The following is a 14526-nucleotide window of genomic DNA, read 5'->3' as shown; positions in this document are numbered from 1 at the left end:
AAACGAGCAAGCTCGCCCTTGTGTTTTCTTTGTGTCTATGTTGCGTTCTCGTCACAGCAAACGACACGAACACACTGGCGAAAATGAACCAACAAAACGAAAAAAGAAAGGAGCGTATACTTCACAGACGGTGTTAAGGATACTTACCAGATGAAACCGTACATTGCACCGACCGCTGCTGAGTTGGAACAATTTCTTTCCTCTCTAAATTAAATCTTGCCGAAGCAGTGATGTGTCAGACTTTCCTGACACATCGCCGCTTTGCACTTCACAAAATCCGCTGCCAGGAGGTGATGAAATGAGTATGGTAAATGCTGACTCCGTTCAGCTATTCGCAATGCTGAAAAAAATGCAGGATTCCATTTCCTCCATCGAAACTACCAAAAAATCTGTAAAGATGAAATATGAACAGTTAGGTGCTGGATGGCAAGATAAAAAATACAACGAGTTGGGCGTGGTTGTAAGAGACTGCAACAAGGCTCTCAATGACATATTGGTAATTATGCTTCAAGCAGAAAAATATGTGGCTTTACTCGCCAAGAGCCTTAGTGAATACGAAAGTGTTCAACTAGGATCTACAAATGGAATATCTGCAAGCACACCTCAGACCAGTAGTTTTGCTGTTACACCATCAAGTGCAGATACAACCACCTTTGAGTCAAATACCTTTGGTTCTAATCTTGCATTTGTTCAAGACAGACTATCAGCTGAACGATATTTTTCCCGTGGAAATCACTATGAAGAATATCGAGATTATTGGGAGAACGGGAACTATACCTTTTCTCGAAATGAAAATCCAGAACTCGTATACGTTAGAGCAAGGGATATTGAAGGAGTTTATCTCAGTGACCGAGAACTTGGGAACCCGGAAGGATTTTGGACACGGAATGGTCGAGAGGGATGGTCGAGAGAAAACATTCTAAGGCGAGCTTCGCACATCCAAGATGTTCGTCAAAATACTGAGTCAGGAATGTCTTTGGATGAGCTTTCACAAAACCCAGTGTTAGATGATACCATTCGTAGCTATTACAATAATCCTGTCCAGGTTGCGCAGGTAGGTTCTTATTATGTATTTCAGAGTGATGGGCGACATCGAACACTTGCAGCTCAATCGCTTGATACATATATCCCGGTTTTAGTAACAGGTAGCTACACTCGAAATGATTAACAAATGAGGAGGTGAGTGTTTGAGCAACGTAAATGCTGATGCAACTCAATTACTGACAATACTGAAAAATATGCGGACCTCCATTTCTTCTATCGAAACTACAAGAAGTTCTGTGAAGATGAAATATCAGCAATTGGGAATTGGATGGAATGACAAGAAGTACGATGAGCTGGGAACTATCGTAAAAGATTGCAACAAAGCCCTGAATGATATTTTACAGATTATGCTTCAGGCCGAAAAATACGTTGCTTCACTTGCCAAAAGTGTACAAGAATATGATAATGTTAATTTGGACACTCCTTCTGCACGAAATTCTTTCCTCCAGGGTCTGCAAACACCTAATGTTGGTAATTCGTCTTATCAGTATTGCCTTGGCGTGCTAACCCAAGGTAGCACACCAGACGGATATATCGCTGTTATATCACAACGCCATGAAAATGCAGAGCAGAATGTCAGAGAAGTGTTTGACCATTTCGCTGGTAAACTGATGATACAAGATTCTGAATATCCACCGGATCAGACAGCACATTACTCACCGGGAAATTATATAGGGCATTCACGAGGAGTCTACTACAATGCAGCTTCTGATATGACAAATCCAAGAGGTGCAGGAACAACTTATTTCCACGAGCTTGCTCACATGATCGACCATGCTTCGTGCAACTATCGGAGCAATCTATCCAATACTCCAGAATTTGCTGAGGCACTGGTTGAGGACGGACAAAGAATCCTGAGCTTATATAACAATCTTCCAGTGGAAAAGCAAACTGCTTTTCTGACCCGTATTAGGCAGGATTCAGCTCACTCCTTCTCGGACTTAATTGATGCGACAACAAATGGTCAATTGCACGGAAATTATGGTCACTCAAGGAACTATTGGACGAGACCGGGCAATCTACAAGCAGAAGCCTTTGCCCACTTTTTTGAAGCGTCTATGGGAGACCAAGGCAAATTAGAGCTATTAGCAAATTTCTTTCCTACAGCGTTTGGTATTTTTTCTTCAATGATTGATTCTATTAGACCAGATAATCATGTTAGGGTCTTGAGCAGAGAAAGGTAGGTGCATACAATGGACAAAAACAAGAGCGTTGCAGATTTTATGAATAGCTTCCTTAATACACCTGAACCGAAAATTGATAATGAGTATTATGAAATCGAAGAACAGTATTTTCGGCAATTCGGTCATGGTGTCCCAAGGGAAATGTTGCCTGATAGCATTTCAACGGAACAAATTAAACAAGCCATGAAAAAATGCATTCTTTCCAAAAAGGATAATCTCTTTGAACTATTAGGCATCATTATCAACGATAATTATTTATATTAAGAAAAGGAACGACGACATGGATGAAGACAACATTATAACTTTGAATGATGAGAATGGGAACGAAGTTGAATTTGAATTTCTTGACTTAATACCGTATCGCCAGAACGAATATGTTGTCCTGCTTCCTATTGGAGATTCGGATGGGCAAGTTGTTATTTTGCAGCTGAAAGAAATTGACGATGAAACAGAAGAATATGTTGGTGTTGAAAACGAATTTGTGTTAGAGACTGTCTTTGCTCTGTTCAAAGAGCGAAACAAAGATTTCTTTACATTTGAGTAATTAAACAATGCAAGCTCAAACCAACAACACGATAAAAGGGGGGTGCATTATGGATATTTGGCATCGTGTAGGCAGAATTGTTCGCTTCTCAAACTTAGGAACTCTTCTGTTCTTTACTCTTAATATTCTGCTGATTGTTGCTGTGTTCGGTTCGTCAGGAAGCATTGTTGAACTGATTTGTATTTACTTTTTCACAGTAGCTATCAGCTTATCCCCATTAGGCGAAATGTGCCTGGCTGCCTTCGCAGGAGCAAGCGATATAAAAAGAGTAGATATAAAACTTCGAGTTGTCCCGCTGGTTCAATATGTTTTAGATAAAGCAAAAGAGAACACATCATACTGTCCTAAAAAAGTGAAAGTGAAGATTATCCATGATCCTGCTCCAAATGCATTTGCTCTAGGTAGGCAAACACTATGCATAACTGACGGATTGCTTTTACTCTCCGATGATATGATACTTGGAATTCTCGCCCATGAGATCGGACATCTCTCATACGGACATACTGTTATCCAATTATTGATTGGCGGGGGCAATATATTTATATCCGGGTGCCTCCTGTTAATCAAAATATCCTACTGGATTTTTTCTGCAATCATGGGGCTGTTCGCAATATGCTCTCGTAGTGGTGTAATGGGTATAATTACCGCAGTTTTCGCAGGAATATCAACAGCACTTTCTTGGTTATGGGTAAAGTTCTGTATGCTTTTTCTGATGTGGTCTATGAGACAAAATGAGTATCTGGCTGATGAATTTGCTTATAAAATTGGTTTTGGTCTTGAATTAGCGACGGTATTAGACCAACATATCTCAGATGTTCCGCATGATGGTTTTCTCAGTGCAATATACTCAACTCATCCATGCAACGATGATAGGGTTGCAGCATTGCAAAATTTAGGTGTACCCTATTCTCGATACTAAATTCATAATCTCACAAATTGGCAAGCAGTGTAAACCTGTACAGGTTCACTCATTTTCTCGATTTTCCCTTCGGTGCAATCTTCGCAAATTTGCTTGTTGGGGAAGCATCCCCAATCCCCTTTGAACATCATCTGCCGATGATGGCTACACGATTTTCAATCGTTTCTCAAAGAACAGTAGAATAAAAATTTGCCCATGGTTGAAAGCACCGAAATCGAAAAGCAAAAAAGCAGCCACGATCCGCACCCTTTGGGGAGTGCAGACCGTGGCTTTTTGCTTTAACGGAAGTTCTTCTTTTCCTCTTTCTCTTTCTCTTTTTCCTGCTCTTTCTGCCTGTCGATATTCAAAATCGTTTCAACCGTCCGTTTGGCAATCAGCAGTTCTTCTTTCTCTTTTCTGATCTGACGGTACTCAGCGTAGTCCTGCTTTTTCTGGACTGCCAGCTGATGAAACTCCTCATACAATGATTGCATGGACGGGAGCTTTGTAATCTGCAATTCATCAAAGGCTTGCTTCGCCGCTTTATGAATTGTGATTTCCTGACGGTGTTCTTCAAAGAATTTTTTGCTATATCCAGACTTGCGGTACTCGATATAAATTTGCCTTGTGTTGCGATAATTTTTGATGTGCTGCTGCAACGCCTGAACCTCAACCATACGTTTCTCTGCGACCTTGATAGAATCAGAAAGCGCATCGAACCGGGCAGACAGATTTTCAATATGAGCAGTCAGATCGTCGTAGTTGCCCAAGCCTTTTTCTTTCAGTAGGATTACCGTTCGGGCAGCTTCTTTTCGGTTGAACTTCTTCGCCCACTTTTCATAACCGACCGTCTTGCCCTCGGCCATCTTTGCCTGAATATCAATCAGCATCTGGAACTGCTTCGGGGCAGGAGCCTTGGCAGAGCCGCCTTTTGATTTGTGCAGGTTCTTGCCGGAGATAACCGCTTGAATTTCCTCTTTGCTATATCCTTCGCCCAGGGAACGCAGCCGAATGAAACGCTTCTGATTCTCGCCCTTGAACGCAGGCTGCTTTCCATCCTTGAACTCAAATCCCATGTCAGCCAGAGCCTGAACAAAGCCATCAAAGCTCTTTGGTTTCTGCTTCAGCACCGCATCAATCGCATCACATAATTCGTCACGCTGGGTACGCTTCTTGGGATAAACAGTTCTTTTCTGGCGCTCCCGATACGGCTTCGGTGTAATAATGGACAGCCCGTGTTCCAGGCAAACCATATCACTGAGTCTTTGCACCGCCAGACCGGAAAGAAAGAAGTTTTTGAATTTCCGTGTGGCATCCAGCGAGGTCGAATTATAAATGATATGATTGTGAATGTGGGATTTGTCGATGTGGGTCGCAACGATGAAAGCGTGTTTTCCCTTTGTCCATCGCATCGCTGTTTCATAGCCGACTTGGTTCGCTTCTTCCGGGGTGATTTCTCCCGGCTTAAAGGACTGGCGTATCTGGTATGCGATGATATTGTTCTTCTGCTGTCTGCCGGTAATATGCTGATACTGCCGTTTGGAAAGCAGAAATTCCTCATCTGCTGTCTTTGGATCACACTCATAGGAACTGATAAATTCGCCATCATTGGTTTTTGCGGCATTTTGTGAGTAGTCGGTTCTGTCTGCCAAACATTGAGCGACCGTCTTTCCCTTATTCACATGGAGTGCAATCAATCTTGTCGCTGCCATTCCCATCACTTCCTTCCCAAAAAGAAAAAGCCACCGGTCGGTGACTTTTCTCTGATATTATCTTATGACCTGATAAATGCTCCCAGACTTTCTCCAATATTCTCGACTTTCATAACAGCCCAGACGAGCAAGAACACCGCTGCTATTGTCGCAATTCCAAGAACCACAAGAATAAGCAGGGACTGCCACAAAGCCTTTACAATGCAGTAAATCGCAGATCCGCCAATGACCAAGAGCAATAAACCAATTACATAGGACACAACATTTGTAAGCAGATTTCCAAGAATGCAAATCACTTTTACAACGAACAGCACCGGCAGTGCCAATATCTTCAATACCAGCTTCATAGGCTCACCCCCTTTCTTTTAATTATATTGTACAAGGGTATCTGCCATAACGCAATGATGTCAACCCTTATGTAAAAGCCGCAGCCGAAACTGCGACTTCCCAACAAGTTGTCGGATTACTGGATTGAGGACAGGCGAACAAGAACTTCTCTCATGTCCGTCCAGATCTCCTCCAGCCGTTTTTGCAAATCCTCAATGTCAGCACGATAGATGCTGCCTGTTTCGTTCGCTCGCTTTGCGTACTGGTTCAGGTTGTTGGAGCAGATTCGCAGGAGCGAAACCAGGGCTTTCACATCCTGCAAATCCAGTCTGATACAGTAACCATCCAGAGCCATTTTCCGCAGATAGGCTCCCATGCTGCGGATGCCAAGCTCGTCCATCTTCTCATGGATTCGCTCGACCTCCTCCTTGGATGCAAGGAAATGAACATCCTGATCTCGCTTTGCCATTACAACACCTCCTCACGGGTTTCAGAGTATTTTGCAGGCGGGATATGCTCCGCTTTGGATTTCAGATCAGCCAACACAGAAGGACGCTCTGACTCGCTTCTTTCGTCACGATTTTCCACAGAGTCCTCCATATTCAGGGCTGCATCCAGTTCTGCCAGTCGCTGACTTTTGGCTGTCAGCTCTGCTTCCTGCGGGAACGGTTTTCCAACCTCCGCCTTGGCTGCTTCCTGCTGATTGTAGAGATTATTCAACTGCTCATTGGCTCGTTCTAAGCGCTCAAGGATGCCTGCAAGGGCATTGTCCAGTCGGGTGATATTTCCTCGTGCGTCCGTTCCAAGGGCTACTCTGTGGCTCACAGCGCCCTTCAGGGTCACATCGAACTCGTTCCGGAAACTGTCAAACGAAAGCTCCATCTGAAAGCCACGGTAACTGCCAAGAGGAACCGGATCGGCACTTTTCGTGTCCTTACAAGCCGCAAGGAGGATTTCACCGGCATCTGCCTTTTCGGTGTAGGCTTTGCCCATGATTTCCATGCCGCAAAAGCCATCGGCAATCTGCGGGTGTGCTTCCACGGTTTTAATATCAGCTTCAAAGCCATGAATATAGCCTGTCTGCTTTTCAATCTCAGCCGGGAAGTATTTCAGAAGCTTATCTTCCATACGGTACTGCTGGCTCTGGTGGTCAGCTTTCAGCACCTTCAGCCTTGCCACATCAATGTCCAAGTCCATCTTTTCCTTGATAAGCGGATTGCCGGCACACAGCGCCTTGATCTCCGCATAGGACAGCGCCTGCTCATCCACATCGTCACAGGAGCGAACCGGTGATTTGGAGGTCATAATCTGAGAAATAAACTTCTGCTTGTTTTCCAAGGTCTGATACAGGTAGGCATCGAAGGTTCCCTCGGTCACATACTGATACACCTGAACCTCTTTGTTCCGGTTGCCCTGACGGATGATACGACCGTTTCTCTGGGTCATATCAGACGGACGCCAACCCACATCCAAGTGGTGAACTGCCACCAATTTGTCCTGGACGTTGGTTCCTGCACCCATCTTTTGCGTACTGCCAAGAAGCACTCGCACCTGCCCGGTACGAACCTTGGCAAAGAGGTCTTTTTTCTTTGCCTCGGTATCTGCATCATGGATAAAGGCAACTTCTTCCGCAGGCACACCGTTTGCAATCAGCTTGGTTTTGACATCATCATAGACATTGAAGGTTCCATCATTTTTCGGTGTGCTAAGGTCGCAGAACACCAACTGGGTCAATTTGTCAGCCTGACCGTCCTGCCAGATACGCAGGATATTTCCCACGCAGGCATTGAGCTTGCTGTCAGGGTCATCGGGTAACAGGGTGTTCATTAGCCGCTGATCCAGTCCCAATTTTCGTCCGTCGCTGGTAATCTTGAGCATATTATCGACGGACGGGTCTACAATACCGGCATGAACATCTGCTGCTCTCTCTGAAAGGGAAGCCACCATATCCTTCTGGTACTCAGAGGGCTGAACCACAACCGTTTCAAACTTTGCTTCGGGAACAGGGAGATGCAACTGGTCAGAGGTCTTGATGTCGGCAACCTCCTTGAACATATTCATCAGTTCAGGCAGGTTGAAGAACTTCGCAAATCGGGTTCTGGCACGATAGCCGGTTCCCTCCGGTGCAAGCTCAATCGCAGTTGTTGTTTCTCCGAAGGTCGATGCCCAGGAATCAAAATGGGTCAGGTTCTTTTGCTGGAGCGTACTGTACTGGAGATAGCGCATGACCGTATAAAGCTCGGTCATCGAGTTACTTACTGGAGTACCGGTTGCAAAGATCACACCACGCCCGCCGGTCAGCTCATCCATATAGCGGCACTTCATAAACATATCCGAAGATTTCTGGGCTTCGGAGGTGGACAGACCTGCCACATTTCGCATTTTTGTGTAGAGGAACAAATTCTTGAACGCATGGCTTTCGTCCACAAACAGCCGGTCTACACCCAACTGCTCAAAGGTAATGACATCATCTTTCTTGTCAGCGGCAAGGAGCTTGTCCAGTCTGGCTTCCAATGATTTTCGTGTTTTCTCCATCTGCTTGATCGTGAAGTTTTCGCCACGCTGCCATTTCAGCTCCGCAATCGCACCCTCGATCTCATCAATCTGCTCCCGCAGCTGCCGTTCCTGTCGTTCGGCAGAAAGCGGGATTTTTTCAAACTGGCTGTGACCGATGATGACTGCATCATAGTCACCCGTTGCGATACGAGCGCAGAACTTCTTACGGTTTGCTGTTTCAAAATCCTTCTTGGTGGCAACAAGGAGCTTGGCACTCGGATAGAGGTGCAGGAACTCGTTTGCCCACTGTAAGGTCAAGTGATTCGGCACAACGAACAGGGATTTCTGGCTCAATCCAAGCCGTTTACTCTCCATAGCCGATGCAGCCATCTCGAAGGTCTTGCCCGCACCAACTTCGTGTGCAAGCAGCGTATTTCCACCATATAGCACATGAGCGATAGCATTTCTCTGGTGTTCACGGAGGGTAATATCCGGGTTCATGCCGCCGAAACGGATATGAGAGCCATCATACTCACGAGGTCTGGTGGAGTTAAAAAGTTCGTTGTACTTGGTGGAAAGGGTTTCTCGTCTGTGCGGATCTCTCCAAATCCAATCTCGGAACGCATCCTTGATTGCCTGCTGTTTCTGCTGTGCCAGGGTAGTTTCTTTTTTATTGAGGACACGCTTCTGCTTACCATCTGCATCTTCAATCGTATCATAGATACGAATATCCTTCAGATTCAGCGTTTCCTCCAGAATCCGATATGCGTTGGCTCGCTCTGTACCGTAGGTGACATACGCCGCCACATCGTTGTAGTTGGGAGAACTCTTACCGTTGATGCGCCACTCTGCGGTCAGCTCGGAGAACTTGACCTCAATGGAACGGCGCAAGTAATACGGCGTTTCAAAGGTTTCCTCCATGAACTGCTGAATATAATCGGCATCAATCCATGTTGCACCCAAACGCACATCAATCTCGGACGCATCCAAGTCCTTCGGCTGTGCTTTCTGCAAGGCTTCCACATTGATGTGGAAGGAAGAATCCCTGTCTGCCGCCATCTGTGCGACACGCAGCTTGCTTCTTACATCACCGGAAAGGTAATCATCGGCAGTCTGCCATCCAACTTCCACAGCATCGGGAGCCATCGGGTCTTTGAAGATCACCCCTCGAAGCTCTGCCTGAATCGCATCGTATTCTCCAGGTGTTCCAAGCAGCTGTGCCATAAACGGCAAATCCACCTTGCCACGCTCACCGATAGAGATTGCCAGAGCTTCGGACGGCGTATCCACGCTCGTCACTCTGCGTTCCGGCTTGATGGTTCGCTTGGTGAACATATCCGCCTTGCTTTTCAGATTGCCGTCCTCATCCACATTTTCCAGAGAACACAGGAGATAGTAGGAGGAATCGTCAGCAAATGCCTGACCATTGGCTCGATTATTGATAAGCCCGTTCTTTGCGGCAAACGCATCGTAGGCATCATTCAGTTCTGCCTGTTTCTGAGTAATCATTTCATCCGGGTAATCCTCAAGCTGATATTCGATCAGCTCGTTGACGATACCACGAAGTTCCACCATGCCCATCACACGGTCTTTTGCTTTCTCATTCAGGTCTACACGGCGCATCAGGGAGTTTTCACGGAAGTACACATTGCCATCCACCACGGTATAAGAGAAATTCTTTACATCCGGGGTTGCAGGAATGGTTTCGATTTCCTTACCCTTGTCAGCTTCGGGAAGCTCCACAGCCTGATAGGTTCCTTGGATGTGGGAAACTGCTTCTTTCAGAAGTTCGGACAGTTCCATGCCCTCAATGGGACGCACTGTAATGTCCATGCCGTAGGCGGTACTTTCTTCCACCGTATCGCCCAGAACCATTTCAGGATGAGCGACAAAGTAGCTGTTCATGGTGTGTCCTTCTTCGGTGCGGTCAAGGTTTACCCATTCCGGTACAATGTCAATCGGATGGTCACGCTTTTGCAGGAACAGGATGTCGGACACGACTTCCGTGCCTGCGTTTTTCTTAAAGGCATCGTTTGGCAGACGGATTGCACCAAGCAGTTCCGCCCTCTGCGCCATATATCGCCTTGCGTCAGAGTTCTTGGAATCCATGGTGTAACGGCTTGTCACAAAAGCGACCACACCACCGGGACGAACCTGATCCAAAGCCTTGGCAAAGAAATAGTTGTGAATGGAGAATCCCAGCTTGTCATACGGCTTGTCGGACACTTTGTAGTTGCCGAAAGGGACATTACCCACAGCCAGATCGTAAAAGTCTCGGCGGTCTGTCGTTTCAAAACCGGCTACTTTGATTTCTGCGTTGGGATAGAGCTTCTGAGCAATTCTGCCGGTGATGGAATCCAGTTCCACACCATACAAACGGCTGCTCTGCATTTCAGGAGGGAGCATACCAAAGAAGTTGCCGATACCCATAGCAGGCTCCAGAATATTTCCTGTTTCAAAGCCCATCTGTCCGACCGCATCGTAGATGGAGCGAATGACCGTAGGGCTGGTGTAATGTGCGTTCAGGGTGGAAGCTCTTGCCGCAGCATATTCATCTTCGGAAAGCAGGTTTTTCAGTGTCTGATACTCCTTCGCCCAATTTCCCTTGTCCGGGTCAAAGGCATCTGCCAGACCGCCCCAACCGACATAATTCGACAAAATCTCCTGTTCTTCGGTAGTGGCGTTCCTGTTCTCGCTTTCCAGTTTGAACAGAGTTTCAATGGCTGCGATGTTTCTTGCGAATTTCTGCTTCGGTCCACCTTCACCGATGTTGTCATCCGTGATGTGGAAGTTCACCGCAGGAACAGGTGGGATTTCTCTGGTGGTGATGGACTGCTCAAGCTGAGCGATAATGTCCATGACTTCGGCATTCTGCCATCCGTCCACCTGGGCATAATCCTGAATGATGGTGTCCTTTCCATCTACGCACTGTACGAAGTCCAGACTACCCGGCAGATCTCTGGTATTCATTGCACCCAGGGCTTTTCTCTGCGTGTCAGGAAGTGCATAGTAGGCTCGCAGGGCATCATCAAAGGAACTGTATTCCTTGATGTCCAGCGCACCCCGCTTCTGAATGTCCTCGGCAACATAAAAATGATCGATGAAGTGTTCCGGTTCCTGCTGTTCGGGTTCCGCACTGGCTCTGACCTGTGCGTGTGCCTTTTCGTCAGGGTAGTCCCCATAGATACGGATGCACTTATGCTCCTGCTGATCGTAAACGGCAGCACCATCGTACTTGAATCCGTCATCCTCCATGGTTCCGTCCACATAGCCCTGGGCAGCTTTTTCCGCTTCTTCCAGAGTGTAGTAGTCCAGTTTATCATCGAAGCCGTTTTCAAAGTGATGGTAGGCGGCAACCAGATAGCGGGGAGCCATGCGCTCCTCGTAGCTGTTAATCATCTCAGGTGTCAGCCATTCTGGTTTGTCGGGAATCATTTCATACAGCTCACGCATCTTGGCAATCTGTGCATGGCGGTTGCCTGCCCACAGATGCTTTTCGCTGTGCTGTCCTGCACCAAGGAAGTATTCGCAGTCCATACGCAGACGGTCTAACAGCTGATACTCAGGGGTGTAGTCCCTCGGTTCGGTTTTGCCCAGAAAATCCTCTGTAACGGGCTTTTCTTCGGTTTGGGCATCAACCCTTACCGCATGGTTTCTTTCGTCCTGAGAGAGCATACGCTCGAAATTCTCACGATTCTCGGCACGGAAGATGGGATAAGCAAGCGTAGGGTCACGCAGCTGAACTTCTCTGTCCGTGATCTGCTCCACACGGAAAGCTGTATCGTCCAGATATACCGTGTCACCGACCTGATAATTCCATTTCGGTTCCTCGGAAGCAGATGCTTCCACAACTTCGGCAGGCTCTGCCACAGGCGCTTCTGGCTGAACCGACTCCATCGCAGCTACGGACTGACGAACTTCCTCCAAATAGTCATTGGCAAGCCATTCGTCCGTGAAGTATTCCGTAACGCCTTCCGGGTCTACATAGTAGTCATCGGTCTGATTATCCCAGATCGCATACTCGCCATCCTCGGTATCAATCACTGCGAAACGGTCATAAACATCTTCCAACGGATCAGTTTTAGCTTCTTCGATAGCCTGTCGTTCCGCTTCTTCCTCCGGGCTGAGGTAGCGTCCCTTTCGTATCAGACCGTCGATTCTCTGCACCACCTGCGCCCAGGACATCTGCAATTTATCGCAACCGCTCTTGGTGTAAGCAACACCCTTGGCATCGTGATCCTGACCGCTGTGCGTTGCACCAGAGCAGGCATGGGAATGACCACCGGTTCCGTATTCATGCTTCAGGAAGTCCATCTTTTCCTTGGCAGAATGATTCTCCTGCCAGTAGTTATAAATACGGGCTTTACCACCGGAAAAGCCGCTTCCACGGGTCAAGTCTGCATTGACTTCATCATCCGTAATGAACTGGCGGACAAGGGGCATCTGCATCATATCGGTCTGATACTCACGCAAAGGCATATTCAACTCATACAGCTGTTTCTGAATGAGATTCAGCTTGTGATAGTGAAAACGAAGCAGATCGGGATTTTCCGCAAGGGTTTTTCTAAATTCCGAATACTGCTGTACCAAGGTTGCGTGGAAACGAGGGTCATCCAACTTTTCAGCCAAGTCTGCGGTTTCGTCAGGGAAACCACGAAACGGTTCCTGATGAAGAATTGCCAGATAGTTGCTGGAACGGGCTTCTTCACTCAAATCGTGATAAAGATGCCACAGGGATTCTGCCAACTTCTGACGCTCATATCCGGATGCTTCTACCAGTTCCACATTAGTTGCGAACCGACCATTTTCAAGCAGTTCTCCAATGCGCTCGGCAACCGTTTCCCAAGAAACGATCTGCGCTCTGGGGCTGTCAATGGCAGAGGAACCTTTGGCAAGGTGGATACCGTCCTCGGCATACCACGCACAGATATTCCCGCTATCTTCTTTCAGACCATAGCCGCCGTGATAGACCTGCTTTAAGGTCTGAACGATTTCTTCCAACGGCTTCTGCTTCATATATTCCAGCGCTACGACTTTTCGGGCTTCATCGGTATTGCTACCAAGCAGAAGGAAGTGGTCGATTTCTTCCTGGGCAAAAGAAAAAGCAGAGGGCGTAAAGCTCTCTGCTCGGTCGATAAAACTGATTTGTTCATTTTCGGAGAGGAAAAGGTTCAGACTCAGCTGTTGATAAGCTCCGTCATCACGACTTCCTCCGCCTGTGCTTTCAGGCTGTTCATGTGCTGCACCCACGCCATCTGCTGCGTTTCCTTGTCCGGTGCGGGGCTGTCCTTCAGGTACTGCTCCATCAGAAACTCCACTCTGGCTTTCGCTGTTTCCTCGATCTCCCACAGGTGCGGGAACAGGCTCTCCGTCAGAATCATGTCGTTCAGGAGCATCGGATTGTTCTGTTCCAAAAATGCTCGACGCATCCTGCCGTACTTGCCCAGAGGTTTCTCTCCCTCGTTCTCCAACTGAAGGTTCGGAATCTGATAATCTCCGGCCTGTCTGTAAGTCATCTCGCTCATAATCTGTACTCCTTTCGGTAGCTTTAATCTGCTCATGTTCTCCAATCGCTTTTTCGATTTCCTGAAACATCCTTGTGCTGATGGCATTCACCGCAGTACCAAGGGCATTTACCGTCTGTCTGGTGTTAAAATCAAACACCTTCTGGAAATCCTCATGCTCGAAGTAGTTGTCGGGACTTTCCACGAACCGGCAATACATCGTATAGGATACGCTGTTTGCCACCACATTTTTGAAAGCTACTTCGATGTTGAGTTCATCATACTCCTCAAGGAAGCTGTTGGCAACGATGTCGAGGAACTGCTTTTTGTAATCGTCCCAATACTCAGCCGCCAGTGCGGATGCAATATCTTCAAGCTGTGCTTCCAGTACCCCGTCAGCGGCAACACCGAAGGTACGCTCCATCGCTTCCATGACATAGGAGCGGTTTTCAGGCGTCACCTCCCACGGTTTCAGTTCCGGGGAAGAACGGCGAACGCCGGTATCCGCCACATCAAACACATAGCGCAGATACGGTTTATCCCTGTTCATCACAAACAGAGCAATGCCGGTAGAGCCACGCTTTACATATCTGCGGTAATTTTCAGCGTTCCAGTCCTCATAGGGCTTGCAAAAGGTCGCATTGGGGCGCTGAGCATAAATCATCACCTGTTCCGGATAGGTGAACTCATAGTTGCGGGACATCGTTCTCAAAAACGAAGTCCAGTTATCTGTGTTCGAGGTGATTTTCCCAATCGTTTCTTTTGCTAATCCGGAATAAAATCGCTCTTTTGCGTTCATTGTATCCCTCCAATCCTA

9 protein-coding genes are annotated in these 14526 nt (G+C 47.1%); 5 read left to right on the top strand and 4 right to left on the bottom strand.

Annotated elements, in window-relative coordinates:
* The first annotated feature begins 298 nt into the window (after positions 1-298).
* Genes DBQ51_RS05145 through DBQ51_RS05125 form a run of 5 tightly spaced genes read left to right on the top strand, consistent with a single transcriptional unit; the run spans position 299 to position 3691 of the window.
* Positions 299-1168: a hypothetical protein gene (locus tag DBQ51_RS05145; RefSeq protein ID WP_002578944.1), complete on the top strand. Its 870-nt coding sequence runs from the start codon at positions 299-301 to the stop codon at positions 1166-1168.
* A gap of 19 nt (positions 1169-1187) precedes the next feature.
* Positions 1188-2228, top strand: a complete 1041-nt coding sequence (locus DBQ51_RS05140; protein ID WP_002304399.1) for a hypothetical protein — start codon at positions 1188-1190, stop codon at positions 2226-2228.
* Between the two features lie 9 nt (positions 2229-2237).
* On the top strand, positions 2238-2492 hold the full coding sequence (locus DBQ51_RS05135; RefSeq protein WP_002588965.1) for a hypothetical protein: 255 nt from the start codon (positions 2238-2240) through the stop codon (positions 2490-2492).
* A 16-nt stretch (positions 2493-2508) separates the two neighbouring features.
* Positions 2509-2772 carry a DUF1292 domain-containing protein gene (locus DBQ51_RS05130; RefSeq protein ID WP_002304397.1) on the top strand — a complete coding sequence of 88 codons (264 nt, stop codon included), beginning with the start codon at positions 2509-2511 and terminating at the stop codon, positions 2770-2772.
* A 49-nt stretch (positions 2773-2821) separates the two neighbouring features.
* Positions 2822-3691, top strand: coding sequence for a zinc metalloprotease HtpX (locus DBQ51_RS05125; protein WP_002588966.1), 870 nt, complete (start codon positions 2822-2824; stop codon positions 3689-3691).
* A gap of 278 nt (positions 3692-3969) precedes the next feature.
* Here DBQ51_RS05125 and DBQ51_RS05120 read toward each other — a convergent pair whose 3' ends face one another.
* The 4 genes from DBQ51_RS05120 to DBQ51_RS05105 form a co-directional block, all read right to left on the bottom strand.
* Positions 3970-5382 (bottom strand): relaxase/mobilization nuclease domain-containing protein, encoded by a 1413-nt coding sequence (locus DBQ51_RS05120; RefSeq protein WP_002578945.1) that lies wholly within the window; start codon positions 5380-5382, stop codon positions 3970-3972.
* A gap of 62 nt (positions 5383-5444) precedes the next feature.
* Positions 5445-5729, bottom strand: coding sequence for a hypothetical protein (locus tag DBQ51_RS05115; RefSeq protein WP_002578946.1), 285 nt, complete (start codon positions 5727-5729; stop codon positions 5445-5447).
* Between the two features lie 116 nt (positions 5730-5845).
* Complete coding sequence (locus DBQ51_RS05110) at positions 5846-6178, bottom strand: plasmid mobilization protein (RefSeq protein ID WP_002578947.1); 333 nt, start codon at positions 6176-6178, stop codon at positions 5846-5848.
* The gene (locus tag DBQ51_RS05105; protein WP_107630939.1) at positions 6178-14508 is read right to left on the bottom strand and encodes an LPD11 domain-containing protein; all 8331 of its coding nucleotides are present in this window, start codon (positions 14506-14508) and stop codon (positions 6178-6180) included. The genes DBQ51_RS05110 and DBQ51_RS05105 overlap by 1 nt, the downstream gene beginning before the upstream one ends.
* Positions 14509-14526 lie beyond the last annotated feature (18 nt).

The organism is Agathobaculum massiliense (assembly GCF_900291975.1).
In the GTDB taxonomy this organism is placed as follows: Bacteria; Bacillota; Clostridia; order Oscillospirales; family Butyricicoccaceae; genus Agathobaculum; species Agathobaculum ammoniilyticum.
Note: the sequence above shows the minus strand (reverse complement) of the source record. Positions and strands in the feature narration are given on the sequence as shown.

Excerpts from the sequence above, each read along its gene's own strand:
- DBQ51_RS05145 (WP_002578944.1), top strand. The coding sequence starts at position 299 with ATGAGTATGGTAAATGCTGACTCCGTTCAGCTATTCGCAATGCTGAAA.
- DBQ51_RS05135 (WP_002588965.1), top strand. The coding sequence starts at position 2,238 with ATGGACAAAAACAAGAGCGTTGCAGATTTTATGAATAGCTTCCTTAAT.
- DBQ51_RS05130 (WP_002304397.1), top strand. The coding sequence starts at position 2,509 with ATGGATGAAGACAACATTATAACTTTGAATGATGAGAATGGGAACGAA.
- DBQ51_RS05125 (WP_002588966.1), top strand. The coding sequence starts at position 2,822 with ATGGATATTTGGCATCGTGTAGGCAGAATTGTTCGCTTCTCAAACTTA.
- DBQ51_RS05120 (WP_002578945.1), bottom strand. The coding sequence starts at position 5,382 with ATGGCAGCGACAAGATTGATTGCACTCCATGTGAATAAGGGAAAGACG.
- DBQ51_RS05115 (WP_002578946.1), bottom strand. The coding sequence starts at position 5,729 with ATGAAGCTGGTATTGAAGATATTGGCACTGCCGGTGCTGTTCGTTGTA.
- DBQ51_RS05110 (WP_002578947.1), bottom strand. The coding sequence starts at position 6,178 with ATGGCAAAGCGAGATCAGGATGTTCATTTCCTTGCATCCAAGGAGGAG.
- DBQ51_RS05105 (WP_107630939.1), bottom strand. The coding sequence starts at position 14,508 with ATGAACGCAAAAGAGCGATTTTATTCCGGATTAGCAAAAGAAACGATT.